Origin of the sequence: Gordonia liuliyuniae (assembly GCF_021739025.1) — a bacterium.
GTDB classification, from domain to species: domain Bacteria; phylum Actinomycetota; class Actinomycetes; order Mycobacteriales; family Mycobacteriaceae; genus Gordonia; species Gordonia liuliyuniae.
Map to the genome: position 1 here is coordinate 397,742 of NZ_JAKKOT010000006.1, position 26,029 is coordinate 423,770.

A 26,029-nucleotide genomic window follows, 5' to 3' on the forward strand; every position below is an offset into this window, starting at 1 on the left:
CTCATCCATGGGAATCAACCAACGCGGCCAGATCGTCATGTCCGATGACGAGGTCACTGCTTTCATCGATGAACACCGAACGGCGACGTTCGCCACCTACGGCAAGGACGGAATCCACCTGATCGCCATGTGGTACGCCGTGATCGACGGCGAGATCTGGGTCGAGACCAAGGCGAAGTCTCAGAAGGCCGTCAATCTGGGCCGTGACTCCCGGGTGACCGTCTCCATCGAGGACGGGATCACCTACGACACGCTGCGCGGCATCAGCATTACCGGGCACGCCGAGATCCACGACGACCCCGAGACCTGCATGAAAGTCGGAATCGGCGTCTGGGAACGCTACAACGGCCCCTACACCGACGACCTGCGTCCCGCCGTCGACGCGATGATGCACAAGCGTGTCGCCGTCCGCGTCGTCGCCGATCGAGTCCGGTCCTGGGACCATCGCAAGCTCGGCCTTCCCGCGATGCCGCTGGCCGGTTCGACCGCACAGTTCTACCAGAGCTGAGGTTCTCGACGGATGCGCCGACCAACACAACGACGAAGGCCCTCACCGATGTCGATGAGGGCCTTCGTTCTGCGTAGCCCCGACGGGATTCGAACCCGCGCTACCGCCTTGAGAGGGCGGCGTCCTAGGCCGCTAGACGACGGGGCCCTAGAACAACTCTTCAATTGTAAAGCTCGCACATCACTCCGCGAACTTCGCTGGGGTACCAGGACTCGAACCTAGAATGGCGGTACCAGAAACCGCTGTGTTGCCAATTACACCATACCCCAAGGGATTTGGCCCGAACCGCGTCAGTCACGATGAGTGAACCGGCGCTTTCCTGGCCGGGGAGTACATTACCAACAACCCCACCCCAAAGTGCAAATCGACAGGTCAGACCACTTTCTGCGCCGTTTCGCGGGCGAGCCGCAAACGCGCGAGGCTCTTGTCACGACCGAGGAGTTCCATCGACTCGAAGAGCGGAGGACTGACGGCGGCGCCGGTGACGCCGACACGGATCGGGCCGAACGCCTTGCGCGGCTTGAGCTCCAACCCCTCGACGAGGGCTGCCTTGAGCGCCGCCTCCAGGCGGTCGGTGCCCCAGGTCTCCAGCGCCTCGCACGCGGCGATCGCGGCATCGAGGACCGGCACCGCGTCGCCGCCGAGGTTTTTGGCAGCGGACTTCTCATCGAAAGCGAAGTCGGCGTCGTCGATGTACAGGAACTTGATGAGGTCCCACGCATCGCCGAGCACCTGGATGCGCGTCTGCACGAGGTCGGCCACCACGGTGAACTGCTCGTCGTCGATCGGCTCGGCGAGGTCGCCTCGCGCCACCAGAAACGCCCGTAGCCGTCCGGCGAAGTCCGCGGGCTCCAGCCGACGCAGATGCTCGGCGTTGATGGCGTCGGCCTTCTTCTGATCGAACCGCGCCGGATTCGAGTTCACATTGTGAACGTCGAACGCCGCGATCATCTCGTCGAGACTGAAGATGTCCTCATCCCCGGAGAAGCCCCAGCCAAGCAGGGCGAGATAGTTCAGGAGGCCTTCGGGCACGAAGCCGCGGTCGCGATGGTGGAACACGCTCGACTCCGGGTCACGCTTGGAGAGCTTCTTGTTCCCCTCCCCCATGACGAACGGCAGATGCGCGAACTCGGGGACCGCCTCGGCGACGCCGATCCGGATCAACGCGCGGTACAGCGCGATCTGGCGCGGTGTGGAAGACAGGAGATCCTCGCCGCGCAGGACGTGGGTGATCTTCATCATCGCATCGTCGACCGGGTTGACCAGCGTGTACAGCGGCTGACCGTTGGCACGGGTGAGCGCGAAGTCCGGGACCGTGCCCGCCTTGATCGTCGTGGCGCCGCGCACCATGTCGTCCCACGCGAGGTCGTCGTCGGGCATGCGCAGCCGCACCACCGGGTTGCGGCCTTCCGCGCGGTACGCCGCGCGCTGCTCGTCAGTGAGGTCGCGGTCGAAGTTGTCGTACCCGAGCTTCGGATCGCGGCCGGCAGCCTTGTGCCGCGCCTCGACCTCGTCCGGCGTCGAGAACGCCTCGTACGCGTCGCCGGACTCGAGGAGCTTCGCGACGACGTCGAGGTGGAGCTGCTTGCGCTCGGACTGCCGGTACGGACCGTACGGACCGCCGACGCCCGGGCCCTCATCCCAGTCGAGTCCGAGCCATTGCAGGACGTCGACGATGGCGTCGTACGATTCCTGGGTATCGCGCGCGGCGTCCGTGTCCTCGATACGGAACACGAAGGTTCCGCCCGTGTGGCGGGCTTGCGCGTAGTTGAACAGAGCAGTCCGCACGAGGCCGACGTGCGGAGTTCCGGTGGGCGACGGACAGAAGCGGACGCGAACGTTGTCAGCACTTGTCATGCAGGTCAGCCTATGTCATCGGCCGAGCGCGAGGTCGGGCAGGCCTCCACGGTCTTGACTCAATTGTTCTAGTTCAACTAGATTAAGTACGTGCTCGTTGGCATCGATCCCTCAAGTGACGCGCCGATCTTCGCTCAGATCGCAGACAGCGTCCGATCGGACGTGGCCGCCGGACGTTCGCGGGCAGGAGACCGACTCCCGTCCGCCCGTGAACTCGCCGCGGCCCTCGACGTGAACGTCCACACCGTCCTGCGCGCGTACCAGCAGTTGCGCGACGAGGGTCTGGTGGAACTCCGCCGTGGCCGGGGTGCAGTCCTCACCGACGCCTCCGACACCCTGTCGGCCGTCCACGACGACATCACAGCGCTCGCGGCCAAAGCCGCTGCCGCGGGACTGTGCCCGGAAACTCTGTCCGCACTCGTCAAGGAGGCAACTCGTGCCATCGACTGACAACTTCGCCGCCCGCCGTCGACTCACCTATGTCGCCGTCGGATTCGTCACGCCAGCACTCGTCACGCTGATCGCCGTGGTCGTTCAGGCCATGTCGATCTCTGACCTCCCCGACGAGATCGCGGTGCACTGGAACGCCTCGGGCGACGCCGACCGGTGGGGCTCGCCGTGGACGATGGTGATCGGCGCGATCGTGGTCGGACTGGTCGCGATCGGCATCTCCGCCGTCAACTACCGCCAAGTGCGCGACGGCACGCCCGGCGGGACGTTCCGTTGGGTGTCGACCGCGTCCGCCGCCCTCGCTACCGCGAGCGCGGTGATCTTCGCCGGAACCCTCGCCGCCCAGACCGACGGCGACACCGCGTCGCCGGTGGCACTGATCGGCATATCCGTGATCGCCGCGTTCGTCGTCGGTGCGGTCGGCTGGTCTGTCCAGCCGGCCGATCCGCCCGCGAACCCCGGGCGACCCGCCGAACCCATGGGCCTGGCCCCCGGCGGACGCGCGGTGTGGCTGCACACCCAGACAGCCTCCCGCGGCATCCTGATCGTGACCGGCCTCGTCTTCGTCTTCGCCTCGGTCAGCGTGCTGGTCGCATGGACGAACGGCGGCTCGACGAGTGCGCTCTGGGCGGCGATCGCGATCGTCGCGGTCACGATCGGTGCAGCGTCCACCATCGTGGCGTACCACGTCCGGGTCGACTCATCCGGTTTGACGGTCCGCTCGATCGCGGGCCTGCCGCGCTGGCACGTGGCCGCAGACGACATCGAGGACGTATCCGTGGTCAATATCCGGGCGATCGGCGACTTCGGCGGTTACGGCGTCCGGTTCGCACGCGGCCGACTGGGCATCGTGCTGCGCTCCGGCTCCGCCGTCTCCATCACGCGCACCAGCGGCCGACCGCTCGTCATCACCCTCGACGACGCCCCCACCGCAGCCGCACTGCTGGTAGCGGTCTCGGTGCGTGCCCGCCAACAGTGACGGTGGACTGTGCCGCTAGTGCCTCGCCGCCAGGAACTCGATCAACAACCGGTTGACTTCGTCAGGCCGTTCCAGATAGCCGAAGTGGCCGGCGTCGGCGATCTCCTCGTAGCGCGAACCCGGAATGGCGTCGGCGACCTCACGAGCCAGGAACACCGGGAGCGTGCGGTCGTCGGCGAACCCGACCACCAGGCACGGGCGTGTGACGCCGCGGTAGGCCGCCAACCGGTTCTCGTCGCGCTCAGGAAGATCGAGTTGGGCGCGCAGACCCGCCGTGTGCGACTGCCCGCCGAATCCGATGATGTCGAGCCAATCGCGTGCCGACCGGTCGTCGGCCAGCGTCGCGGGCGAGAGATTCATATGGGCGCTGAGCGCCGCGTGGAAATCATCTGGCAATGTCTGCCCGGCGTCGATGAGCGCCTTCTCCCCCTCGTTGTACGCGGTGATCAACGGCGTCGGGCGCCCGTACGTGCCGAGCATGACGGCGGCGCGGACCAACTCGGGGTGACTCAGCGTCAGCTCCTGCGCGATGCGCGCGCCCATCGACGTCCCGACGACGAGCGCCGGTGCACCGAAGTGTTCGATCACCGCCGCCGTGTCGGCCACCATGTCGGCGAGGGTGAATCCCGCACCGCATTCGCTCGACGGCGCAATACCCCGATTGTCGAAGGTGACCACACGAAAGCCCGCCTTGAGCAGGGCGGGCTGCTGATGGGCGTGCCAGACGCGGCCCGGACTGCCTGTTCCCATCACCATCACGACGAGCGGTCCGCTGCCCACTTCGGTGCACGAGAGCGCCACGTCCCCTCGGCGGACGACCGTCGGCGCGGCGCGGCCGGGGCGAGTCACTTGTCGATCACGGGGTTGGTGAGCGTCCCGATGCCTTCGACGGTGACCGACACCGACTGTCCCGCGGTCATCGGGCCGACGCCCTCCGGAGTGCCGGTGAGGATCACATCGCCGGGCAGCAGAGTCATCACCCGTGACACCCATTCGATGATGTCGCCGACCGAGTGCAGCATCAGCGAGGTGCGACTCGACTGCTTCTCGACTCCGTCGAGGTCGGTGCGAACGGCCGCGTCGGACGGGTCGAAGTCGGTGACGATCCACGGACCGAGCGGGCAGAACGTGTCGTATCCCTTGGCACGGGTCCACTGGCCGTCGTACGCCTGCTGGTCGCGCGCGGTGACGTCGTTGGCGACCGTGTAACCGAGGATGACGTCGGCGGCCTTCGCCGCGGGCACGTCCTTGCAGGGACGGCCGATCACGACCGCGAGCTCGCCCTCGTAGTCGACGCGCTCGGACGACGGCGGCCGCACGATCGGTGCGCCCGGCCCGACGATCGATGTGTTCGGCTTGGCGAAGATCACCGGGTCCGCCGGAGCCTCGCCGCCCATCTCTGCGGCGTGAGCTGCATAATTCTTGCCGATCGCGATGATCTTGGTCGCGAGGATCGGCGCGAGGAGACGGGTGTCGGCCAGCTTCCATTCACGCCCAGTGAACGTCGGGTCACCGAACGGGTGCTCCGCGATCTCGCGGGCGGTCTCCTGACCTTCGGGGCCTTCGACGGCGACGAATGCGACGCCGTCCGGACTTGCGACTCGACCGAGTTTCATGTCCCGAAGACTATCGCACCGAATATCGTGTTCTATACTCTGAAACTACAATCCCACTATTTGGTACGCGAATCTCTACTTCGACAGTGCCGCGAAACCGTGAACACAGGGAGGCTCCCCATGCCCGAACCGCACTCGGTCTCATCGGCGCAGCGATGGACGATGCTGGTGAGTTCCCTCGTCGCAGCGATGACGACGACGTGCGCGACGTCGGGTGTCGCATACGTCATCCCGGAACTGCACAGCGAACACGGGATGTCACTCTCGGATGCGGCGACGTTGGCCGCGATCCCGACCGTCGGTCTCACCCTGACGATCATCGTGTGGGGCGCTGCTCTCGACCGTTTCGGCGAACGTCGCGTACTGCTGATCTCCCTGCTGGTCACGCTGGTCGGCACCGTCGGCGCTCTCGTCGTCGCGGCGACCGGCGGCGGTTTCGCGGCACTCGCCGCTCCTCTGCTGCTCGGCGGGCTGGGGTCCGGCGCCGCCAACGGTGCGAGCGGACGCATCGTCGTCGGATGGTTCCCGGCGAACCAGCGGGGCACCGCGATGGGAATCCGTCAGATGGCACAGCCGCTGGGCATCGGCGTGTGCGCGCTGACGATGCCGGTGTTCGCCCAGATGTGGGGGCTGTCTGCCGCGTTCGCGGTACCGGTCGCGGTGACCGTGCTCGGCCTCGTCGCGGTCGCCGCCGCCATCGTCGACCCACCACTGCCCGCGGTGACCGGGTCGGTCCGCGATGCCAACCCATATCGCCGCAACACCTTCCTGCAACGGGTGCACACGGTGAGTGTCCTGTTGGTGATCCCGCAGTCCATGCTGTGGACGTTCGTCCCCGCATGGCTGATCGTCGCTCACGAGTGGACACCCCTCGCAGCGGGAGCACTGGTGACTAGCACGCAGGTGCTCGGCGCGATCGGCCGAATCGTCGCGGGCCGCGCATCCGACGTCATCGGCTCGCGGATGAAGCCGATCCGCGTGATCGCGATCGTCGCCGGCGCGTCGAGCGCCGTCCTCGCCCTCACCGACGCGATCGGCAGTCCGGTCGCGGCCGCCGTCATGGTGGTCGCGACCGTGAGCGCCGTCGCCGACAATGGGCTCGCGTTCACCGCGATCGCCGAGTTCGCCGGGCCGTCGTGGAGTGGCCGAAGCCTGGGCGTGCAGAACACCGCGCAGTACGTCGCGACTGCTGCGGGCACCGCCGGATTCGGGCGGCTCATCGACGCGGCAGGCTATCCGGCGGCGTTTGGGATCGCTGCGATAGCGCCACTGATCGCCGTCGGGCTGGTCCCGCGCGACCCGGCTCGTCGTACCAACGAGTAGAACAGCCGATTCGGCAGTTTCAGCGTAGTTCTCGCCGCATACGCGTTGGTATGACGAGAAGATCAGTTCATGGACACGGGGGTCTATTCACGGGGTCTGGGTTCCACCGACCGACCGACTCCACATCCGGGGCAACGACGCGACTTCACGCCTGCGCCCGGACTGGTGCAGGCAGCACGGTCGACAACCGGCGGAATGCGAAGCGGTCGACGATCTGCCCACCGCGCTCCTACACGCGGCGCGTTGTCTGCCGTCCGAGGACTTCGTCGTCATCTGCGACTCGGTGTTGAACAGGCAGTTGATGTCGGCGACAGGTCTCGCCGTCCTCTTCGCGACGCATCCGAAGTGCGTCGTCCACAGCCTCGAACTGTGTGACGGGCGTGCCGACTCGGGAACCGAGTCCATGGTACGACTTCGCCTGCGAGCACCGAACCTCAAAGTCCGGCCGCAGGTGTACATCCCGGGGGTGGGCAAAGTCGACTTCGTGGTCGGGCGATCGATGCTCATCGAAGTCGACGGATTCGAGTATCACGCCGCCCCGCACGCCTTCGAGAACGACCGGCTCCGCGACCTGCACGCACGGGCACTCGGCTACGACCCGATCCGGCTCACCTACACGCAGGTGGTCCACCAGTGGAGCGTCGTCGGTTCGCTGCTCGCGGAGATGATTCGTCGCGGCGACCACCAGCGGCGGTTGCCGACCGTCGTACCAACGCGTATCGCGCGGGAACAGGCCGTTTGAGGCGAGTCCTCACGCCATACGCGTTGGTATGACGACGCGACCTTAGACCGCGGCCAGGATCCGGTCGCCGACCTGCGACGTCGAACCGCGCGACTCGCCGCGCGACGCCACGTCGGCGGCGACCGCCTTCTCGACGCGGACCGCGCCCTCGTCATCGCCGAGATGACGCAGCAGCAGAGCCACGGACAGGATCGCGGCGGTCGGATCGGCGAGCCCCTGGCCTGCGATGTCCGGTGCGCTGCCGTGGACCGGCTCGAACATCGACGGGTTGGTGCGGGTCGCGTCGATGTTGCCGGACGCGGCCAGACCGATGCCCCCGGAGACCGCGGCTGCGAGGTCGGTGATGATGTCGCCGAACAGGTTGTCGGTGACGATCACGTCGAAGCGGCCGGGATCGGTGACCATGAAGATGGTGGCGGCATCCACGTGGAGGTAGTCGGTGGCGACCTCCGGGAACTCGGCGCCGACCTCGTCGACGGTCCGGGCCCACATCGAGCCCGCGAACGTGAGCACGTTGGTCTTGTGGACCAGCGTCAGCTTCTTGCCGCGCGACTGCGCACGGACGAACGCGTCACGGACGACGCGTTCGATACCGAAGCGCGTGTTGACGCTGACCTCGGTCGCGACCTCGTTCGGGGTGCCGACGCGGATGGCGCCGCCGTTGCCGGTGTACGGCCCCTCGGTGCCCTCGCGGACCACGACGAAGTCGATCGCCGGATCGCCCGCCAGCGGGGTCGTTACCCCGTCGAACAGGATCGACGGCCGCAGGTTCACATGGTGATCGAGTGCGAATCGCAGCTTCAGCAGGAAGCCGCGCTCGAGGACACCCGACGGCACCGACGGATCGCCGATCGCCCCGAGGAGGATCGCGTCGTGCTCGCGCAGCGACGCGAGGTCCTCGTCGGTGAGCAGGTCGCCGGTGGCATGGTAGCGGCGGGCACCGAAGTCGAACTCGGTGGTCTCGACCTCGGGGTGCAGTTTGCGCAGGACCTTCAACGCTTCCGCGGTGACCTCGGGACCGATCCCGTCGCCGCCGATGACGGCGAGCTTCATACCGCTCATCCGAGATCGACCTGCTTGATCAGGGTGGCCGAGACTGCGTCGCCGATCGACACGAGCAGGTCGTCGCTGAGCTCACGATCGACACGCAGCAGCATGGTCGCACCGTCGCCGTCGGCGTCCTGCGCGAGCGCCGCGGCCTCGATGTCCACACCGGCGTCGCCGAGCAGCGAGCCGATCTTGCCGAGAGTGCCCGGCTGATCGCCGTAGCTGACGAGGAGGTTGCGACCCTGCGCGCGCAGGTCGAAGTTGCGTCCGTTGACGTTGACGATCTTCTCGACGTACCGCGGACCGGTCAGGGTGCCCGCGACGTTGACGACGCTGCCGTCGGGGAACACGGCCTTCACATCCACCTGACTGCGGTGGTTCGGGCTCTCCGATTCGGTGACGACCTCGTGGGTGACGCCGCGCTCGGATGCGACGGCCGGCGCGTTGACGAAGGTGACCGGCTCGTCGACGACGGCCGAGAACAGACCGCGGACGGCGGACAGCCCGAGGACGTCGACGGGGCTGGACGCCAGTTCGCCGCGGACCTCGACGGTCAGGCCGGTCGGCATCCCGCCCGCGACGACACCCGCGAGGAGACCGAGCTTGCGGGACAGCTCCAGCCACGGTGCGACCTCGTCGTCGACCGGACCGCCGGTGATGTTGACGGCGTCGGGAACGAAGTGGCCGGCGAGCGCGAGCTTGACGCTTTTCGCGACGTCGGTGCCCGCGCGGTCCTGCGCCTCAGCGGTCGACGCGCCGAGGTGCGGCGTGACGACGACCTGCGGCAGCTCGAACAGCGGCGAGTCGGTGCAGGGTTCGGAGCCGTACACGTCCAGGCCCGCGCCACGAACGCGGCCCTCGGTGATGGCGGTGGCCAGCGCGGCCTCGTCGATCAGGCCGCCACGCGCGGCATTGACGATGATGAGGTCCTTGCGGACCTTCTTGAGCTGCTCCTCGCCGATGAGACCTGCGGTCTCCTTCGTCTTGGGCAGGTGGATGGTGATGAGGTCGGCACGCTCGAGGAGTTCGTCGAGAGGCAGCAGTTCGATGCCGAGCTGTGCTGCGCGGGCCGCCGACACGTAGGGGTCGTAGGCGACGATCTTGGCTTCGAACGCGGCGAGGCGGGCTGCGACGAGCTGACCGATGCGGCCGAGGCCGATGACGCCGACAGTCTTGTCGAAGATCTCGACGCCCGAGAACGACGAACGCTTCCAGGTGTGTTCACGCAGTGTCGCGTCTGCCGCGGGGATCTGGCGGGCGGTCGACATCAGCAGCGCGATCGCGTGCTCGGCCGCCGAGTGGATGTTCGACGTCGGAGCGTTGACGACCATGACGCCGCGCTCGGTCGCCGCCGGAACGTCGACGTTGTCAAGGCCGACGCCCGCGCGCGCGATGATCTTCAGCCTCTTGCCCGCATCGAGGACCTCGGCGTCGACGGTGGTCGCCGAACGGACGAGGATGGCGTCAGCGTCGACGACGGCTTCGAGGAGCTTCGGGCGGTCCGGGCCGTCGACCCAGCGGACCTCGACGTCGCCGCCGAGTGCTTCCACGGTCGAAGGCGCGAGTTTGTCGGCGATCAGGACGACTGGGCGGCCGGCATCGGTCACAGGTTTCTCCAGAACTCTCGGGGACGGACGCCGTCAGGCTGCGCCGGACGACGATTCACACGCCTAGAGATTCTAGAGCCCTCAGACGGGGTCCACCCATCGACCCACCAGCGAATGTGGCGTCCGACACGCAGGGGCGGTACATTGCGAGCGTCGTATCGATTGCATCACGACCTGTGCAGGATCGCGTTCGGGGCTGGGTTGACCCAGGATCGCGCATCTAAGGTGGGGAGGTCTGCGCTACGGCGCCGGGCCCCAGGACAACACGCGAGTGGAGTGAATATGAAGAAGCTGACGATTCTCATCGCAGTCGTAACGGCTGCGATGGCGTCGCTCATCGGCATCGGGGTCGGTACCGCCGACGCCGCGGGCAAGGTCCCGCTGGGCGGAGGCTCGGGGATTCTGGTCCTCAAGGGCGGGAACACTGCTTCGGCGTGCACGGTGACCACCGTGGGACGCCCGACGTCGGGTTCGCATCGCGGCGAGTTGATCGCCGTGACGGCGGGCCACTGCGGTAAGCCGGGACAGCGGGTGCTGTCCGAGCGCTACCAGCAGCGCGGCCAGATCGGCACGTTCGCGTACAGCAGCTCGGACATCGACATCGCGGTCATCAAATTGGATGCGTCGAAGGTCAAGCCCGTGCGAACCGTCAACGGTGTGACGATCCGTCGAATCGACACGCGCGCACCGCAATTCCCGACAGTGCTGTGCAAGACCGGCCGTACGACGGGCAAGACCTGCGGCGTCAACTGGACCTCGATCGGCGACCGCCACATCAGCCAGATGTGCGTCATCGAAGGTGATTCGGGCAGCCCCGTGGTCGTCGGCGACCGGCTCGTCGGCATGGTGAACGCGTACTACTTCCTGTCGTGCGTCGGACCCGAGACCGGAACCAGCAGCAAGGCGATCATGAAGCGCCTTAACCGCCTCGGCTACGGAGCCTTCAAGCCCGTGTAGCGGAGAGCGATTCGACAGCTCGACAAAAGCGGCGGCCTCCCCAGTGGGGAGGCCGCCGCTTTCCGCTCTCCCGCCGCCTGGCGGGAGTCGAGAGTCAGCCCTGTTCGGCGAGATGCTTGCGGATGACGGAGTCGGTGTGCTTGACGGCGGGCGTCACGAACTGGCCGAGGAGACCGCCGAGGACGCGTCCGGCCACACCGCCGGGCAGCGTGTAGTCGAACGCGATGTCGGCGCGTACCGTGCCCGGCCCGTCGCCGTCGGCGAAGCGCCACTGCGTGCCAGCCCCGAACCCTTTGATCGACGTCATCGTGATGAGTTCGTTCTCGATCCATTCGGTGCACTCGACCGTTGATTCGAGTGTCTTCGGTCCGACTTTGAGGACGGTCACGAACTGCGAGCCCTTGCCGCTGGTCTGCTCGGTGATCGGGCGGAACTCACTCACCCCGAACATGTACTTCGGCACGTTGCGGTAGTCGTTGACGAAGGCGAACGCGGCTTCGCGCGATCCCTCCATCGTGGTCTGGTGTCGAATCTCGGTCATCGATGCTTCTTTCGTGGTCGGGATGCGGGGCGGGGTCGGTTACGTGCGGACCGGTTGCTCCAACGCGTCGCGCAACGCCTGCTCAGTCTGTCGAACAGCCTGACCGACGACGGGTTCGATGAGTGCACCCAACGCTCGACCGGCGAGTCCGCCCGGCAGGTTGTAGTCGAAGTCGACGTCGACGACCGTGCATCCGTCGTCGCCGTCGGTGAACCGCCAGCGCGTCGTCACGTCGAATCCCGCGACCGAGGACAGGACCAGCTCCTCGTTCTCGGTCCACACCGCGACTTCCAGGCGTGCGGACAGCACCTTCGGCCCGACCTTCATCACCGCGTCGTACTCGGCGCCGAGCCCCCGACTCCGGTCCCCGACCGGATCGAATGCGGTGACGCCGAACATCCACTGCGGGACGGTGTTCGGGTCGTCGACATACGCGAACACCGCACTGCGTGGCACCTGCGTGCGAACCGTGTGATGGACTCCGGGCATCATGGTCTCCTGTCAGATGTGAGCTGTTCCACGCCTACCATGCCATGCGCCACTGTCACGGTTGTCGATGGCCCCGTGGTGCGCGCACCGGGCCCGCACATGCGTCAGGCCCCGCCCCCGAGTAGTTCGGGGGCGGGGCCTGAGGCGGTACCGGGTTGAGGCCTTATGCGGTCTCGGTGATCGGACGATCGACCCAGCTCATCAGGTCACGCAACTTCTTGCCGGTGACCTCGATCGGGTGCTCGGCGTTCTGCTTGCGCAGGCCCTCGAGCTCGGTGTTGCCGTTCTCGACGTTCGCGACCAGACGGCGGGTGAACTCGCCGGACTGGATGTCGGTCAGGATGGCCTTCATGCGCTCCTTGGTGTCGGCGTCGATGACGCGCGGACCCGAGAGGTAGCCGCCGAACTCCGCGGTGTCGGACACCGAGTAGTTCATGCGGGCGATGCCGCCCTCGTACATGAGGTCGACGATGAGCTTCAGCTCGTGCAGGACCTCGAAGTAGGCCATCTCCGGCGCGTAACCGGCTTCGACCATGACCTCGAAACCGGTCTTGACCAGTTCCTCGGTGCCACCGCAGAGCACGGCCTGCTCACCGAAAAGGTCGGTCTCGGTCTCTTCCTTGAACGTGGTCTTGATGATTCCCGCGCGACCGCCGCCGATGGCGCTCGCGTAGCTGAGGGCCAGAGCCTGTCCCTCACCCTTCGGGTCCTGCTCGACGGCGATCAGGCAGGGCACGCCCTTGCCGTCGACGAACTGGCGACGAACCAGGTGGCCCGGCCCCTTCGGCGCGACCATCGCGACGGTCACGCTCGCCGGCGGCTTGATCAGGTCGAAGTGGATGTTGAGACCGTGACCGAAGAACAGCGCGTCGCCGTCCTTGAGGTTCGGCTCGATGTCCTCGGTGAAGATCTTGGCCTGGCTGGTGTCCGGAGCCAGGACCATGATGACGTCGGCCCAGGCGGACGCCTCGGCTGCGGTCATGACCTTGAGTCCCTGCTCTTCGGCCTTGGCGCGCGAGGCTGAGCCTTCGCGCAGGCCGATCGCGACGTCGACGCCCGAGTCGCGCAGCGACAGTGAGTGAGCGTGCCCCTGGCTGCCGTACCCGATGACGGCGACCTTGCGACCCTGGATGATCGACAGATCGGCGTCAGCGTCGTAGAAAAGTTCGATTGCCACAGCAATTCCCTTCGAATGGTGTTTAAGTGTTGTGTTTGTCGCAGCCCGGTCAGACGGCCGCTCGCGTCACGCCGTCGGGCGTCGGTTATCTATTGTCCCGCTAGCGGTTGGCCGACATGCTCTTGGGTCCACGACCGAGGGTCACTCCGCCGGATTGGGCGATCTCCCGGATGCCGTACGGGTCCAGCATCCGAAGGAGGGCCTCGAGCTTCTCCGACGTGCCGGTCGCCTCAATCGTCACCGACTCGGGCGACACGTCGATCACTTTCGAGCGGAAGAGGTTGACCACGTCGATGACCTCGCTGCGGCTGGTCGCATCGCTGCGGACCTTGACCATCATGAGCTCACGGGAGACCGAGTTCGTCGGTTCCTGCTCGACGATCTTGATGACGTTGATCAACTTGTTGAGCTGCTTCGTCACCTGTTCCAGGGGGAAGTCGTCGACAGTGACCATGATGGTCATGCGCGAGATCCCTTTGAGTTCGGTCGGGCCGACGGCCAGCGACGCGATGTTGAATCCGCGGCGCGAGAAGAGTCCGGAGACGCGGGCGAGCACACCCGGCCGGTCCTCGACCAGAACGCTCAGCGTGTGGGTGGTACTCACAGCGAATCCTTCCCTTCAGTGCCTGCTTGTTCCCGGTCCCCTGGTTGTTCTCTATCCCCTGCTTGTTCTCTATCCATCGTCTCGTGGATGTCGACCGGATCGGATGCCGCTTCGTCGTCGTCGAACAGCGGACGGATGTCCCGGGCGGCCATGATCTCGTCGTTGCCGGTGCCCGCTGCGACCATCGGCCACACCTGGGCGTCCTTGCCGACGATGAAGTCGATGAGGACCGGGCGGTCGTTGATCTCGCGCGCCTTGGCGATCGCCGGCGCAACGTCCTCTTCCTTGTCGACACGGATAGCGACGCAACCGAGCGCCTCGCCGAGCTTGACGAAGTCCGGGATCATTCGGCTGTGCGTCGACAGATCGGTGCTCGAATAGCGTTCCTCGTAGAACAGGGTCTGCCACTGGCGGACCATCCCGAGATTGCCGTTGTTGATGAGTGCGACCTTGATCGGGATGCCCTCGATCGCACACGTCGCCAACTCCTGGTTGGTCATCTGGAAGCAGCCGTCGCCGTCGATCGCCCAGACCTCCTTGTCCGGAGCGGCGGCCTTGGCGCCCATCGCGGCCGGGACGGAGTAGCCCATGGTGCCCAGGCCACCCGAGTTGAGCCAGGAGCGGGGCTTCTCGTATTTGACGAACTGGGCCGCCCACATCTGGTGCTGGCCGACGCCCGCGACGTAGACGGCGTCCGGACCTGCGGCCTTGCCGAGCTCCTCGATGACGAACTCCGGTGAGAGCGAACCGTCGGACTGGCCGTCGTAGCTGAGCGGGTACGTCGCACGGAGATCGTCCAGGTAGGCCATCCACGCGGTCAGGTTCGGCTTGGTGCCACCCGTCGCGAGCTCGGCGCGCAGCGCCTCCAGCAGGTCGACGAGCACGGCCTGGACGTCGCCGACGATCGGAACGTCGACGTCGCGGTTCTTGCCGATCTCCGCCGGATCGATGTCGGCGTGGATCACCTTGGCGTCGGGGGCGAACGAGTCGAGACGGCCGGTCACCCGGTCGTCGAAGCGGGCACCGAGCGTGATCAGCAGGTCGGCACGCTGCAGCGCCGCGACGGCGCCGACCGCGCCGTGCATGCCGGGCATGCCCATGTGCAGTTCGTGGCTGTCGGGGAACGCGCCGCGCGCCATCAGAGTGGTGACGACGGGGATCCCGGTCAGCTCAGCGAGTTCGAGCAGTTCCGGCGAGGCCTCGGCCTTGATGACGCCACCGCCGACGTACAGCACGGGCTGCTTGGCCTGCTGGATGAGGCGGGCCGCTTCGCGGATCTGCTTACCGTGCGGGCGGGTGACAGGACGGTAGCCGGGCAGGTCGAACTGCGGGGGCCACGAGAACGTCGTCTGCGCCTGCAGGATGTCCTTCGGGATATCGACGAGGACGGCGCCGGGGCGGCCGCTCTCGGCGATGTAGAAGGCCTCGGCGATGACGCGCGGGATGTCTGCGGCCGAGCTCACCAGAAAGTTGTGCTTGGTGACCGGCATGGTGATCCCGGAGATGTCGGCTTCCTGGAAGCCGTCGGTGCCGATGAGCGCGCGGCCGACCTGGCCCGTGATCGCGACGACGGGGACCGAGTCCATCTGGGCGTCGGCGAGCGGAGTGACGAGGTTCGTCGCGCCCGGACCGGACGTGGCCATCATGACGCCTGCCCGACCGGCGACCTGCGCGTAGCCGGTGGCGGCGTGGCCCGCTCCCTGCTCGTGGCGGACCAGGACGTGCCGGACCTTCTCGGAGTCCAGGAGGGGGTCGTACACCGGGAGGACGGCGCCGCCGGGAATGCCGAACACGGTGTCGACGCCGAGCTCTTCGAGAGTTCGGACCACCGACTGTGCGCCGGTGACCCGCTCGGGTGCGACTACCGCGTCGCCCGACCGCATCGACTCGGTCGACGGCGACTGCGGTCGACCCCCGGGTCCATGTGCTGCTGGAGTACTCACTGCACGTTCCTCATCCTCTAGTGCCAGCAAAAAAGTTCTGACGGTCCCCCGCCGGTCCGGCCACCGAGGCGGCCGGGGTCCTGACAAGAAAAAACCCTCGACAGCGTGTGCTGGTCGAGGGGCGCGTCGTGGGTGTTTCGGAAGGGTCTACGAAGTGACCGATCAGGCGTTGACGCGCCGACCGATTACTACGAGAAGCTTCTGATCCATCACGAGGAACAAGGTAGGCCCCTGATCCGAGAGAGTCAAATCCACCGCGGGCGACGCCGAACGCCACGCATGGAACAATGGTGGCCGTGACCGACTCGGTATTCGACTTCAAGATCTCTCGACTCGCCTACGCTGGCGTACTCGTCTCCGTCCTCCTAGTGGTGATCATGATGGGCGGCTCGCTCTGGTTCGGTTTCCTGGCCGTCGTACCGGTCGCGCTCGTGTGGTGGATCAACCGTCTGCACACGCATGTGGACGCCGACGGCATCGTCGCCGTCGGCACGTTCAGCGAACAGTCGGTGTCGTGGGACGACGTCGCGGGTCTGCGCTTCCCGAAGTGGAGTTCGGTGCGCGCGGTGACTGTCGACGGCGACGACATCCGTTTGCCCGCGGTCGGCTTCGACGACGTTCCGCAGCTCTCGCTCGCGAGCGGTGGACGTGTCCCCGACCCGTTCGCCGCCGAGCGCGAGGCCCGCCGCTCCGCCCCCGATAAGCCCTGACGTCCCCGATTAAGCCCTGACGTCTCCGATTAAGCCCTGACGGAATCTGCACATGCCAGTGACCACGCGCGACATCGCGGAACTCATCGACGCGGAACGACTCACCGACGCCGCCCGCCAGCTGGCCGCTATGGCGCCGCAGGAAGCCGCGTCCGTCCTCGACGGTCTCGACACTCGACGCGGCACCATCGCGTTCCGACTGCTGCCGAAAGACGATGCGGTCCACGTGTTCGACGACATGTCGTCGAACACGCAGGCGCGGCTCATCGAGTCGCTCGGTACCTCCGAAGTGGTCGACGCATTCGACAACCTCGATCCCGACGACCGCGCCGAACTCCTCGACGAACTTCCCGCCACCGTCGCCAAGCGCCTGATCCGCACACTGTCGGACGTCGAGCGCGAGGCCACGTCGGTCGTCCTCGGCTTCGGCAAGAACTCGGTGGGCAGGCGGATGAGTCCCGAGTTCGTTCACGTGTACCGCGATGACACGGTCGCGCAGGGCATGGCCCGTGTCATCGAACGAGGCCACGACGCGGAGACGATCTACACGATCCCCGTCGTCGACCACGAACGCCGCCTCCACGGCGTGGTGAGCCTGCGCGATCTGCTGCTCGGCGACCCTGAGGCATCCGTCGAGGAGTACCGCCGCACCCCCGTCTACACCCATGCGACGACGTCCGCGGAGCTCGCGGCGCACCGATGCGTCGACCTCAGCCTGCCCGCGATGCCCGTCGTCGACAACGAAGATCGTCTGATCGGCATGCTGACCCTCGACGACGCGGCCGACGTGGTCGCCGCCGCCCGTGACGAGGACGCCGCCCGCGCAGGCGCGCACGAGATGTTGAAGACGCCGTACCTGCAATCGTCGGTGTTCACGATCACGCGGGCCCGCGTGGTGTGGCTGTTCGTCCTCGCCATCTCCGCGATTCTGACCGTCAACGTCCTCGAGGTGTTCGAGGGGACGTTGGAGCAGAAGGTGGCGCTGGCCCTGTTCATCCCGCTCCTGACGGGTATCGGCGGCAACACCGGATCGCAGGCTGCGACGACGGTGACCCGTGCGCTCGCGATGGACGAGGTCCGCGCGCGTGATGTGTTGCGGGTCGCAGGCAAGGAGGCACGTGTCGGCGTGATGATGGGCGCGGCTCTCGGCGTGGTGGGGTTCGCCGTCGCATCCGTCGTCTACGACACCGCTATCGGCACGGTCATCGGCGCGACCATCGTGTCGATCTGCGTCGTCGCCGCGACCGTCGGCGGCATGATGCCGCTGGTCGCGAAGATGGTCCGGGTCGATCCCGCTGTTTTCTCCACGCCGTTCATCTCCACGTTCTGTGACGCGACCGGCCTGCTCATCTACTTCACCATCGCGAAGACCGTCCTCGGCATCTGACCGGGGTCGCCGTGAGCCGTGGCTGCCACACCCTTGAAGTTCCGGTCGCCCACAGGCGCGTAAACTTGCCGCACACCTGATCACAGCCCCTGACCGGGTCAGCAATCGACGTCTTTAGCGAGGATCTATCATGCCAGCCCTTCGGTCTCGCACCACCACGGTCGGCCGCGAAGCATCCGGCGCACGCGCCCTGTGGCGTGCCACCGGAATGACCGACGACGACTTCGGTAAGCCGATCGTCGCTATCGCCAACTCGTACACCCAGTTCGTCCCGGGGCACGTGCACCTCAAAGACGTCGGTGACATCGTCGCCGAGGCCGTGCAGGCTGCTGGCGGTGTGGCGAAGGAGTTCAACACGATCGCCGTCGACGACGGCATCGCGATGGGCCACGGCGGCATGCTGTACTCGTTGCCGAGTCGCGAGATCATCGCCGACTCGGTCGAATACATGGTGAACGCGCACACCGCCGACGCGCTGGTCTGCATTTCGAACTGCGACAAGATCACGCCGGGCATGCTCAACGCGGCCATGCGGCTGAACATCCCGACCGTCTTCGTCTCCGGCGGGCCGATGGAAGCTGGCACGTCGGTCGTCATCAACGGCGTCGTCCATCCGGGGACCGACCTGATCGACGCGATCTCCGCGTCCGCTGACAGCAACGTCAACGACGAGGAGCTCCTCAAAGTCGAGCAGGCCGCCTGCCCCACCTGCGGTTCGTGTTCGGGCATGTTCACTGCCAACTCGATGAACTGCCTCACTGAGGCGCTCGGGCTGTCCTTGCCCGGCAACGGCTCCACCCTGGCCACCCAGGTGGCTCGCCGCGACCTGTTCACCAGGGCTGGCGAGTTGATCGTCGACATCGCCAAGCGGTACTACCACGACGACGACGAGTCGGTGCTGCCGCGCAATGTCGCCACCCGCGAGGCGTTCGAGAACGCCATGGCCCTCGATGTCGCCATGGGCGGATCCACGAACACCGTCCTGCACATCCTGGCTGCCGCGCAGGAAGGCGAGATCGACTTCGATCTCGCCGACATCGATCGTGTCTCGCGCAATGTGCCGTGTCTGGCGAAGGTCGCACCGAATTCACCGAACTACTACATGGAGCACGTGCACCGCGCCGGCGGCATCCCCGCGATCCTCGGCGAACTGAACCGCGGCGGCCTGCTCAACACGAACGTCCGCCCGGTGCATTCCGCGTCGCTGGACGCGTTCCTCGCCGACTGGGACATCCGGAGCGGCACGACGACGGCCCAGGCGATCGAACTGTTCCACGCCGCGCCCGGCGGTGTCCGCACCACCGAGCCGTTCTCCACGTCGAACCGGTGGGACTCGCTCGACACCGACGCCGCGGACGGCTGCATCCGCGATGTGGCGCACGCCTACACCGCCGAGGGCGGCCTGTGCGTGCTGCGCGGGAATCTGGCGGAGAACGGCGCCGTCCTGAAGACGGCGGGCGTCGACGAGTCGCTGTGGCACTTCCAGGGCCCGGCGCGTGTCGTCGAGAGCCAGGAGGACGCCGTCCACGCCATTCTGTCGAAGGAACTCCAGGCCGGTGAAGTCCTCGTCATCCGCTATGAGGGGCCCGCGGGCGGGCCGGGCATGCAGGAGATGCTGCACCCGACGGCCTTCATGAAGGGCACCGGCATGGGTAAGAAGTGCGGGCTCGTCACTGACGGACGATTCTCCGGCGGATCGTCGGGCCTCGTCATCGGTCACGCCTCTCCCGAAGCCGCCGCAGGCGGTGACATCGGGCTGGTCGAGAACGGTGACGAGATCCTCATCGACGTCAAGACGCGCACTCTCACGATGCTCGTCGACGACGAGACGCTCGCCGACCGTCGCGCCAAGATGGAGGCCTCCGAACATCCGTGGGCCCCGCGCGACCGCGAGCGAACCGTCAGCAAGGCGCTGCGCGCCTACGCGAAACTCACGTCATCCGCTGACAAGGGCGCCGTCCGCGTCGTCGACTAGCGGGTTCGCGCCGTTGAACACGATCCAGACAGCGACGGCCACGCCGATGCCGATGATCAGCCAGACGGCCGACCCCCACGCGGGGCGGCGCGCCCACCCCCACCTGCGGTCCATCGAGTAGAGGCCCGGCCCGGTCAGGATGACCGCGGCGGCCGCGGCCGCCAGCATCACCTCGAACTCGATGCCGTTGTGGTCGCCGTCGGACGCGAAGAACCACACCCCGCCGGCGAGAGTCGCCTTGTACGTCATCGCGACGAGGATGCTCGACAGGACGGCGGCGCCCGCGATCGGCGTGAGGAGACCGAGGATCAGCAGTACGCCGCCCGCGGTCTCGCTGACGCCCGCCACCAGCGATAACGCTTTGGTGACCTTCTCGTCGAAGCCGAGGCTCGGGTCGGACGAGTGGGCGAGATAGTCAGCGAACCCGTCGGGGCCTGGACCGTTCATCCAGCCGGTCAACTTCTGCAGACCGTGGACGAGGAAGACCCCGCCGAGCGCGAGACGCAAGATCAGCAGACCGAGATCGACCGTGCCGCGGCGGGCGGGCGCGACGGGCTCGGCGACCGGTCCGTCGACGGGGTCGTCGCTGAAGGGTTCGCCGCTTAAGGGTTCGCCGCTTAAGGATTCGCCGCTGAAGGATTCGGTCTCGGGTGCGGGATCCTCGATCGGCAGGGTCGGCTGCGGCTCGATGTACGGGAGCGGATCCTGCGTGAGATGTTCGGCGGTGCGCCGCTCGCCGCGCGGGCGGTCGACTTCGTCGTCGAAGTCCTCGAACGGTTCGGTGGTCACCGGCTCGTCGGACGACCGGACCGGGACGGCGCTGCGCGGCAGGCGTGTCGTCTCCGACTCCTCGACCTCCCTCACTTCCTCGACCTCCCCCGCTTCCTCGAACCGCTCGACCTCGTCGTCGTCCACGCGCTCGATGACGGCGGTGTCGTTGTCGTCGGCGGGCGACGACGCGTGCTCGATGAGCGACGTCGGCTCCCCCGCGTCTATGGCGTCGGTGACCTCAGCCGCGTCCTCCGCGGGCTGTGGGTCGGGCGCCGGGCGTCGCCGACGCTCGACCCCGTGTTGTTCGATGAAGTCGTCACGGTCGGGCCGGGGGCGGCGCGGCCGTTGCCGCGGCACGCCGCCGTCCGGGTCGCGATCGTTGTCATTGGAACCACTCACATCACCGAGGTTATGCTCCCGGCACCGGCACTAGGCGCAGCGCCACCCGACGATTTGGTAACGATCGCATAGTCTGGAGTGATGCCGCTGCCATCCAGTCTCTCGCGGCGAGCCGTCACGGCGGCCGTCCTCCTCGCCACCGTTGTCGCATCCGGCGGGTGCGCGAGCTTCGATGACCAGCAGAAGACTGCCGCCCAAGGCACGTTCAGCGAGGTGCCGGACGACGCGCAACAGGTGGCGCCGCCGAGCCCTGCGCCGGAGGAGCCCGTCGACCCGCCGACCGGCCCGTGCGTCGACCCGAATCCGTCGGTCATCGCGACATGTCTGAACCAGACGTCCGGTGTACGACCCGCAGACGCCGAGGGAAAGACCACGTACGTCGCCGAACGCACCACCGGCAAGATCATCGTGTCCAAGCGGTACGGTCCGCAGCGGGCGGTGGCGACGGTCGACGTCGACGGTTCCGGCGACGGCGGGCTCGTCGACTTCGAGTTGTCGCCGACGTGGACCGAAGACCAGATGATCTTCGCGCTCATCACCACACCGTCCGATAACCGTGTCGTCCGCATCGCACCGACCGGCTCGGTCAAGCCCGTGTTGACGGGCATCCCCAAGGGGGCGACCGGCAACATGGGGTCGATCACGTTCACCGGGCCGAACACGTTGACGGTCGCCACCGGCGACGCCGGGGACCCCGGTGCGACGCAGGACCGTTCGTCGTTGGCGGGCAAGGTATTCGAGATCAACCCGAACCAGCCGGACCCGCGGCCGAAGATCGTCGCGAGCGGCCTGGGCTCCAATGTCGCCCTGTGCCCCGATCCGGAGGGCGGCCAACTGTACGTGGCCGACAGCGGGCAGTCCGGCGACCGGCTGTCGATCGTCGCCCAGAACTCGTTGAAGACCTTGTGGACGTGGGCCGACCGGCCCGGCCTGACCGGCTGCGCCACCGGTACTGACACGATCTCGGTGGCCATCGGCGCCAAGAAGCGCATCGACGTGTTCACCAAACCGGATGGTGCGAACCCCGTCCTCGGCGAACCCTCCGAAGAGGATCTGGCGAAGGCCTACGGTGCGATCGGTCGTTTGACGACCCTCGGCGGCTCGATTCAGCTGGCTACGATCAACAAGACGGTGCCCGGCATGTCGACGAAGTCGTACGACGACCGGGTCGCCATCTATACCCCGAAGGGCGGCGGAGCCGAGGACCGCACCTAGGCGGACCGCTCTTCCGTCATGCCCGGTCGTCCCCGCCGGTGGCTCGGAGCTTGCGTGGCCGGGGCGGTCTGACGCGGAGTTACTGGGCGCCGCAGGCGGCGAGGACGAGTTCCTTGACACGGGCCGGGTCGGCCTGGCCGCGGGTCGCCTTCATGACGTCGCCGACGATCTTGCCTGCGGCCTGCACTTTGCCGCCACGGATCTTGTCCGCGATGTCCGGGTTAGCGGCGAGCGCGTCGTCGACCGCCTTCTGCAGTGCGGAGTCGTCGCGCACCACTTCCAGGCCGCGGTCGGCGACGATCTGCGCGGGCTCGCCTTCCCCGTCGAGCACCGCGGTGACGACCTGCTGAGCCAGCTTGTTGGTGAGTTTGCCCTCTTCGACGAGGCCGATGACCTCGGCGACCTGCGTCGGCGTGATCGACAGTTCCGCCAACTCGACGCCGCGAGTGTTGGCCTGCTGCGCGAGGAACGACACCCACCAGCTGCGGGCGGCGGACGCGGACACGCCGGCTTCCGCGGTCTCGATGATCAGGTCGACGGCTCCGACGTTCACCAGGTCGCGCATCACCTCATCGGAGACGCCCCAGTCCTCCTGGATGCGAGCGCGCCGGATCCACGGGAGTTCGGGAAGCGTCGCACGGATCGACTCGACCCAGGCCGGGTCGGCGACCACCGGCGGCAGATCCGGCTCCGGGAAGTAGCGGTAGTCTTCGGCCGTCTCCTTGCGGCGGCCCGCGGACGTGGTCCCGTCCGCCTCCTGGAAGTGGCGAGTCTCCTGGATCACTTCACCGCCCGCCGTCAGGACGGCGCCCTGACGCTGCATCTCGAAGCGGACCGCCGTCTCGACGCTGCGCAGCGAGTTCACGTTCTTCGTCTCGGTACGCGTGCCGAACTCGGCCGCGTCCTTGCGCATGAGCGACAGGTTCGCATCGCACCGCATCGACCCCTGGTCCATCCGAACGTCCGAGACGTTGAGTGACTTCAGCAGGTCGCGGAGCGCGGTCACGTAGGCGCGCGCCACTTCCGGAGCACGCTCCCCTGCGCCCTCGATCGGGCGGGTCACGATCTCCACGAGCGGAACGCCCGCACGGTTGTAGTCGAGCAGCGAGTGGCTGGCGCCATGGATGCGGCCCGTGCTTCCGCCGATGTGCAGCGACTTACCGGTGTCTTCCTCCATATGCGCGCGCTCGATCTCCACCCGCCACGTGGTGCCGTCGTTCAGGACGACGTCGAGGTGCCCGTCGTACGCGATCGGCTCGTCGTACTGGCTGATCTGGTAGTTCTTCGGCTGATCCGGGTAGAAGTAGTTCTTCCGCGCGAACACGCTCGACTCGCGGATCGAACAGTTCAACGCGAGCCCGATCTTGACCGCGGACTCGATGGCCGTGGCGTTCGCGACCGGCAGCGCGCCGGGCAGCGCCAGGCACGACGGACACACCTGCGCGTTCGGGTCACCGCCGAACGTCGTCGGGCACCCGCAGAACATCTTGGTCTCGGTGCCGAGTTCGACGTGAACCTCCATGCCCATCACCGGGTCGAAATTCTCGATGACGTCGTCGAAGTCCATCAGATCGTCGGTAGCCGCACTCATGCGCTCCATCGTATCTGGGGGTCGATATCGGGGATCGCACCGATGCCCCGATCACGGTCCCGCTCGTAGCGTGGACGGCATACGGGAGCGCACGAAGCGCCCCGAAACGACCGCCCCGAACAACGAGGAGAAGCCCCGCCATGAGCCTGCCCCCGTACACCTCCGACCCCACCGTCCCCGCACAGCCGCGCCGACTGCACCGATCGCGCACCGACCGGAAGATCGCGGGCGTCGCAGGCGGTCTCGCCGACTACTTCGGCGTCGACTCGACCTGGGTGCGGATCGCGTTCGTCGCGTCGATCCTCCTGCCGGGTCCGCAAGTGCTCCTCTACCTGATCCTGTGGCTGGTGATCCCGCAGGACTGACGTTCTCGACCCGTGGGACGACCACATCACCCGAAGATCGCGCGAGCACCTCGGTAGTGGTCGAGCGGGACTGTCTTGGTGTGGCCGACAGCGTCGGCGAACGGGACCCGGACAATGTCCATGCCGCGCAGCGCGACCATCTGGCCCCACGCCTCGTCGGCGACGAGATCGCTGACGGCCTGGCCGAACCTGGTGCCGAGCACACGGTCCCATGCGGACGGGACGCCGCCGCGCTGGATGTGACCGAGGACGGTCGCGCGCGTCTCGATCCCCGTCCGCTCCTCGATGAGCGGTGCCAGGATCTCGCCGATCCCACCCAGCCGGGGCCGATTGAAACCGTCGAGTCCCCGGTCCGAGTAGGCCTCGCCCATCTCGGGCAGCGTGAACCCCTCGGCGACGACGACCATCGGCGAGCGGCCGCGGTCGCGGACGCTCTCCACCCACTCGCAGACCTGGTCGAGGCTCTCCGACTGTTCGGGGATCAAGATGGCGTGGGCGCCGCCCGCCGTCCCCGCATACATCGCGATCCAGCCTGCGTGGCGTCCCATCACCTCCAACACCATGCAACGTTGATGAGAGTTGCCGGTGGTGCGGAGTCGGTCGACCGCCTCGGTCGCGATCTCGACGGCCGTGTTGAAACCGAACGTGTAATCGGTGGCGACGAGATCGTTGTCGATCGTCTTGGGCACGCCGACGATCGGCACCCCGTCCTCGCGCAGCCGGTTGGCCGCGGCCATCGTGCCGTCGCCGCCGATCGCGATCACCGCGTCGACATCCAGGCGACGCATGTGCGCGAGGATGTTGTCCGGCGTCCCGTCCGGTTCGGTGTACGGACCGAATCGGCTGGTCCCCAGGATCGTCCCGCCCTGCTGTGAGATGCCGCGGACGACACTGCGTTCGAGAGGCATCACGTCGCCGTAGACCAGCCCACGGAAACCGCCCCGGTAGCCGACGAACTCCTGACCGTGCACCATCTCGCCCTGCAGGACCGTTCCGCGGATCACCGCGTTGAGGCCGGGGCAGTCCCCGCCGGACGTCAGAATCCCGAATCTCGCCATAGTCGTCTCCCTCGCTGTCCGTCGGACTCTATGACAACACGAGTACACCGTCCCGGCAGCGCGGTGACGCTACTTCAGTCCGTTCTCGTAGGCGAAGACGACGGCCTGCGCCCGGTCGCGAAGCCCCAACTTGGTCAGCACATTGCTGACGTGTGACTTGACGGTTTGCTCGGACACGAAGAGCGCGGCAGCGATCTCAGCATTCGACTTACCGTCCGCGATCGTCTCCAGGACTTCCCGTTCGCGCGGCGTCAATACGTTCACCGCGGGCGACGCGGTCTTCACCGTGCGTGAGGTGACATCGGCGATCAACCGTTTGGTCACCGACGGCGCGAGGAGCGCGTCACCGGCGGCGACCACCCGGACTGCGCGCACCAGTTCGTCGGCGGGCGCGTCCTTCAACATGAAACCCGACGCACCGATCCGCAACGCCGAATACACGTAGTCGTCGATGTCGAACGTCGTCAACATGAGGACACGCGTCGACGACCCACTCGAGATGATCTGCTGCGCGGCCCACAGCCCGTCGCGGCGCGGCATCCGCACGTCCATCAGGACGACGTCGGGCTGTAGACGTTTGCAGACGTCGACCGCTTCGACCCCGTCCTGGGCGTCGCCGAGCACGGAGACACCGTCCGCTGCCCCGAGCAGCGCCGCGAACCCGGCGCGCACCATCGCTTGATCGTCCGCGATCACCACGGTCACACTCACCCGAGTC

General features: G+C 67.1%; 25 protein-coding genes and 2 tRNA genes. 11 read left to right on the top strand and 16 right to left on the bottom strand.

The features are described 5' to 3' along the window. Positions 1-7: 7 nt before the first annotated feature. On the top strand, positions 8-508 hold the full coding sequence (locus L5G28_RS15105) for a pyridoxamine 5'-phosphate oxidase family protein (RefSeq protein WP_236998732.1): 501 nt from the start codon (positions 8-10) through the stop codon (positions 506-508). A 74-nt stretch (positions 509-582) separates the two neighbouring features. Here the strand turns inward: L5G28_RS15105 and L5G28_RS15110 are convergent. The 3 genes from L5G28_RS15110 to gltX form a co-directional block, all read right to left on the bottom strand. Then, positions 583-655, bottom strand: a tRNA-Glu gene (locus tag L5G28_RS15110). Positions 656-705: 50 nt separating this feature from the next. Continuing rightward, positions 706-777, bottom strand: a tRNA-Gln gene (locus tag L5G28_RS15115). Positions 778-880: 103 nt separating this feature from the next. Beyond that, the gene (gene gltX / locus L5G28_RS15120) at positions 881-2,365 is read right to left on the bottom strand and encodes a glutamate--tRNA ligase (RefSeq protein WP_237002220.1); all 1,485 of its coding nucleotides are present in this window, start codon (positions 2,363-2,365) and stop codon (positions 881-883) included. Between the two features lie 90 nt (positions 2,366-2,455). Between gltX and L5G28_RS15125 the strand changes: the two genes are divergently transcribed. Together L5G28_RS15125 and L5G28_RS15130 are read left to right on the top strand one after the other, a co-directional pair. Continuing rightward, positions 2,456-2,815: a GntR family transcriptional regulator gene (locus L5G28_RS15125; protein WP_237002221.1), complete on the top strand. Its 360-nt coding sequence runs from the start codon at positions 2,456-2,458 to the stop codon at positions 2,813-2,815. Then, positions 2,802-3,794 (top strand): DUF1648 domain-containing protein, encoded by a 993-nt coding sequence (locus tag L5G28_RS15130; RefSeq protein WP_237002222.1) that lies wholly within the window; start codon positions 2,802-2,804, stop codon positions 3,792-3,794. The genes L5G28_RS15125 and L5G28_RS15130 overlap by 14 nt, the downstream gene beginning before the upstream one ends. A gap of 15 nt (positions 3,795-3,809) precedes the next feature. Here the strand turns inward: L5G28_RS15130 and L5G28_RS15135 are convergent, their stop codons facing one another. Continuing rightward, entirely contained in the window at positions 3,810-4,643 is an 834-nt protein-coding gene (locus L5G28_RS15135) for an alpha/beta fold hydrolase (RefSeq protein ID WP_372477238.1), read from the bottom strand. Continuing rightward, a complete protein-coding gene (locus L5G28_RS15140; RefSeq protein ID WP_237002223.1) occupies positions 4,640-5,410 on the bottom strand; it encodes a fumarylacetoacetate hydrolase family protein in 771 nt (256 codons plus the stop codon). Before L5G28_RS15140 ends, L5G28_RS15135 begins: the two co-directional genes overlap by 4 nt. A gap of 120 nt (positions 5,411-5,530) precedes the next feature. Here L5G28_RS15140 and L5G28_RS15145 point away from each other — a divergent pair, with 120 nt between their 5' ends. Continuing rightward, positions 5,531-6,733, top strand: a complete 1,203-nt coding sequence (locus L5G28_RS15145) for an MFS transporter (RefSeq protein WP_237002224.1) — start codon at positions 5,531-5,533, stop codon at positions 6,731-6,733. A gap of 403 nt (positions 6,734-7,136) precedes the next feature. Next, positions 7,137-7,475, top strand: coding sequence for an endonuclease domain-containing protein (locus L5G28_RS15150; RefSeq protein WP_237002225.1), 339 nt, complete (start codon positions 7,137-7,139; stop codon positions 7,473-7,475). A gap of 42 nt (positions 7,476-7,517) precedes the next feature. Here the strand turns inward: L5G28_RS15150 and L5G28_RS15155 are convergent, their stop codons facing one another. Together L5G28_RS15155 and serA are read right to left on the bottom strand one after the other, a co-directional pair. Continuing rightward, the gene (locus tag L5G28_RS15155; RefSeq protein WP_237002271.1) at positions 7,518-8,528 is read right to left on the bottom strand and encodes a 3-isopropylmalate dehydrogenase; all 1,011 of its coding nucleotides are present in this window, start codon (positions 8,526-8,528) and stop codon (positions 7,518-7,520) included. 5 nt (positions 8,529-8,533) lie between these two features. Then, positions 8,534-10,129: a phosphoglycerate dehydrogenase gene (serA, locus tag L5G28_RS15160; RefSeq protein WP_237002226.1), complete on the bottom strand. Its 1,596-nt coding sequence runs from the start codon at positions 10,127-10,129 to the stop codon at positions 8,534-8,536. A gap of 282 nt (positions 10,130-10,411) precedes the next feature. Between serA and L5G28_RS15165 the strand changes: the two genes are divergently transcribed. After that, positions 10,412-11,086 (top strand): trypsin-like serine protease, encoded by a 675-nt coding sequence (locus L5G28_RS15165; RefSeq protein WP_237002227.1) that lies wholly within the window; start codon positions 10,412-10,414, stop codon positions 11,084-11,086. Positions 11,087-11,180: 94 nt separating this feature from the next. Here the strand turns inward: L5G28_RS15165 and L5G28_RS15170 are convergent, their stop codons facing one another. From L5G28_RS15170 to L5G28_RS15190, 5 genes are all read right to left on the bottom strand, one after another. Further along, positions 11,181-11,627, bottom strand: coding sequence for an SRPBCC family protein (locus tag L5G28_RS15170; protein WP_237002228.1), 447 nt, complete (start codon positions 11,625-11,627; stop codon positions 11,181-11,183). A 39-nt stretch (positions 11,628-11,666) separates the two neighbouring features. After that, positions 11,667-12,116 carry an SRPBCC family protein gene (locus tag L5G28_RS15175; protein ID WP_237002229.1) on the bottom strand — a complete coding sequence of 150 codons (450 nt, stop codon included), beginning with the start codon at positions 12,114-12,116 and terminating at the stop codon, positions 11,667-11,669. 163 nt (positions 12,117-12,279) lie between these two features. Continuing rightward, positions 12,280-13,293 (bottom strand): ketol-acid reductoisomerase, encoded by a 1,014-nt coding sequence (gene ilvC, locus L5G28_RS15180; protein WP_236998774.1) that lies wholly within the window; start codon positions 13,291-13,293, stop codon positions 12,280-12,282. 100 nt (positions 13,294-13,393) lie between these two features. Beyond that, a complete protein-coding gene (gene ilvN / locus L5G28_RS15185; RefSeq protein WP_237002230.1) occupies positions 13,394-13,897 on the bottom strand; it encodes an acetolactate synthase small subunit in 504 nt (167 codons plus the stop codon). Then, entirely contained in the window at positions 13,894-15,780 is a 1,887-nt protein-coding gene (locus L5G28_RS15190) for an acetolactate synthase large subunit (RefSeq protein ID WP_237002272.1), read from the bottom strand. Before L5G28_RS15190 ends, ilvN begins: the two co-directional genes overlap by 4 nt. 347 nt (positions 15,781-16,127) lie before the next feature. Here L5G28_RS15190 and L5G28_RS15195 point away from each other — a divergent pair, with 347 nt between their 5' ends. The 3 genes from L5G28_RS15195 to ilvD all read left to right on the top strand — a co-directional run bounded on the left by L5G28_RS15195 (position 16,128) and on the right by ilvD (position 19,912). Continuing rightward, positions 16,128-16,550: a PH domain-containing protein gene (locus L5G28_RS15195; RefSeq protein WP_236998776.1), complete on the top strand. Its 423-nt coding sequence runs from the start codon at positions 16,128-16,130 to the stop codon at positions 16,548-16,550. 52 nt (positions 16,551-16,602) lie between these two features. After that, the gene (mgtE, locus tag L5G28_RS15200) at positions 16,603-17,937 is read left to right on the top strand and encodes a magnesium transporter (RefSeq protein ID WP_237002231.1); all 1,335 of its coding nucleotides are present in this window, start codon (positions 16,603-16,605) and stop codon (positions 17,935-17,937) included. 130 nt (positions 17,938-18,067) lie between these two features. Further along, on the top strand, positions 18,068-19,912 hold the full coding sequence (gene ilvD, locus L5G28_RS15205) for a dihydroxy-acid dehydratase (protein ID WP_237002232.1): 1,845 nt from the start codon (positions 18,068-18,070) through the stop codon (positions 19,910-19,912). Here the strand turns inward: ilvD and L5G28_RS19450 are convergent. After that, complete coding sequence (locus L5G28_RS19450) at positions 19,874-21,082, bottom strand: DoxX family protein (RefSeq protein WP_237002233.1); 1,209 nt, start codon at positions 21,080-21,082, stop codon at positions 19,874-19,876. The two genes, ilvD and L5G28_RS19450, sit on opposite strands and share 39 nt — an antisense overlap. Positions 21,083-21,163: 81 nt before the next feature. Here L5G28_RS19450 and L5G28_RS15215 point away from each other — a divergent pair, with 81 nt between their 5' ends. Beyond that, positions 21,164-22,297, top strand: a complete 1,134-nt coding sequence (locus L5G28_RS15215) for a PQQ-dependent sugar dehydrogenase (RefSeq protein ID WP_237002234.1) — start codon at positions 21,164-21,166, stop codon at positions 22,295-22,297. Positions 22,298-22,376: 79 nt separating this feature from the next. On the opposite strand, the gene gatB is transcribed toward L5G28_RS15215, so the two are convergent. Continuing rightward, positions 22,377-23,888, bottom strand: a complete 1,512-nt coding sequence (gatB, locus tag L5G28_RS15220) for an Asp-tRNA(Asn)/Glu-tRNA(Gln) amidotransferase subunit GatB (protein ID WP_237002235.1) — start codon at positions 23,886-23,888, stop codon at positions 22,377-22,379. Positions 23,889-24,028: 140 nt separating this feature from the next. Here gatB and L5G28_RS15225 point away from each other — a divergent pair, with 140 nt between their 5' ends. Then, a complete protein-coding gene (locus L5G28_RS15225) occupies positions 24,029-24,253 on the top strand; it encodes a PspC domain-containing protein (RefSeq protein WP_236998782.1) in 225 nt (74 codons plus the stop codon). A gap of 26 nt (positions 24,254-24,279) precedes the next feature. Here the strand turns inward: L5G28_RS15225 and L5G28_RS15230 are convergent, their stop codons facing one another. Both L5G28_RS15230 and L5G28_RS15235 read right to left on the bottom strand, forming a co-directional pair. Then, positions 24,280-25,311: a 6-phosphofructokinase gene (locus L5G28_RS15230; RefSeq protein WP_236998783.1), complete on the bottom strand. Its 1,032-nt coding sequence runs from the start codon at positions 25,309-25,311 to the stop codon at positions 24,280-24,282. A gap of 69 nt (positions 25,312-25,380) precedes the next feature. Next, positions 25,381-26,022 (bottom strand): response regulator, encoded by a 642-nt coding sequence (locus tag L5G28_RS15235; RefSeq protein WP_237002236.1) that lies wholly within the window; start codon positions 26,020-26,022, stop codon positions 25,381-25,383. Between the last annotated feature and the right edge of the window lie 7 nt (positions 26,023-26,029).

Coding starts and splice junctions, on each gene's coding strand:
- L5G28_RS15190 (WP_237002272.1), bottom strand. CDS start 15,780: ATGCGGTCGGGCGACGCGGTAGTCGCACCCGAGCGGGTCACCGGCGCA.
- L5G28_RS15230 (WP_236998783.1), bottom strand. CDS start 25,311: ATGGCGAGATTCGGGATTCTGACGTCCGGCGGGGACTGCCCCGGCCTC.
- L5G28_RS15195 (WP_236998776.1), top strand. CDS start 16,128: ATGGTGGCCGTGACCGACTCGGTATTCGACTTCAAGATCTCTCGACTC.
- L5G28_RS15150 (WP_237002225.1), top strand. CDS start 7,137: ATGGTACGACTTCGCCTGCGAGCACCGAACCTCAAAGTCCGGCCGCAG.
- L5G28_RS15155 (WP_237002271.1), bottom strand. CDS start 8,528: ATGAAGCTCGCCGTCATCGGCGGCGACGGGATCGGTCCCGAGGTCACC.
- L5G28_RS15105 (WP_236998732.1), top strand. CDS start 8: ATGGGAATCAACCAACGCGGCCAGATCGTCATGTCCGATGACGAGGTC.
- gltX (WP_237002220.1), bottom strand. CDS start 2,365: ATGACAAGTGCTGACAACGTTCGCGTCCGCTTCTGTCCGTCGCCCACC.
- L5G28_RS15215 (WP_237002234.1), top strand. CDS start 21,164: ATGCCGCTGCCATCCAGTCTCTCGCGGCGAGCCGTCACGGCGGCCGTC.
- ilvD (WP_237002232.1), top strand. CDS start 18,068: ATGCCAGCCCTTCGGTCTCGCACCACCACGGTCGGCCGCGAAGCATCC.
- L5G28_RS15170 (WP_237002228.1), bottom strand. CDS start 11,627: ATGACCGAGATTCGACACCAGACCACGATGGAGGGATCGCGCGAAGCC.
- L5G28_RS15175 (WP_237002229.1), bottom strand. CDS start 12,116: ATGCCCGGAGTCCATCACACGGTTCGCACGCAGGTGCCACGCAGTGCG.
- gatB (WP_237002235.1), bottom strand. CDS start 23,888: ATGAGTGCGGCTACCGACGATCTGATGGACTTCGACGACGTCATCGAG.
- L5G28_RS15225 (WP_236998782.1), top strand. CDS start 24,029: ATGAGCCTGCCCCCGTACACCTCCGACCCCACCGTCCCCGCACAGCCG.
- mgtE (WP_237002231.1), top strand. CDS start 16,603: ATGCCAGTGACCACGCGCGACATCGCGGAACTCATCGACGCGGAACGA.
- L5G28_RS15140 (WP_237002223.1), bottom strand. CDS start 5,410: ATGAAACTCGGTCGAGTCGCAAGTCCGGACGGCGTCGCATTCGTCGCC.
- L5G28_RS15165 (WP_237002227.1), top strand. CDS start 10,412: ATGAAGAAGCTGACGATTCTCATCGCAGTCGTAACGGCTGCGATGGCG.
- L5G28_RS15145 (WP_237002224.1), top strand. CDS start 5,531: ATGCCCGAACCGCACTCGGTCTCATCGGCGCAGCGATGGACGATGCTG.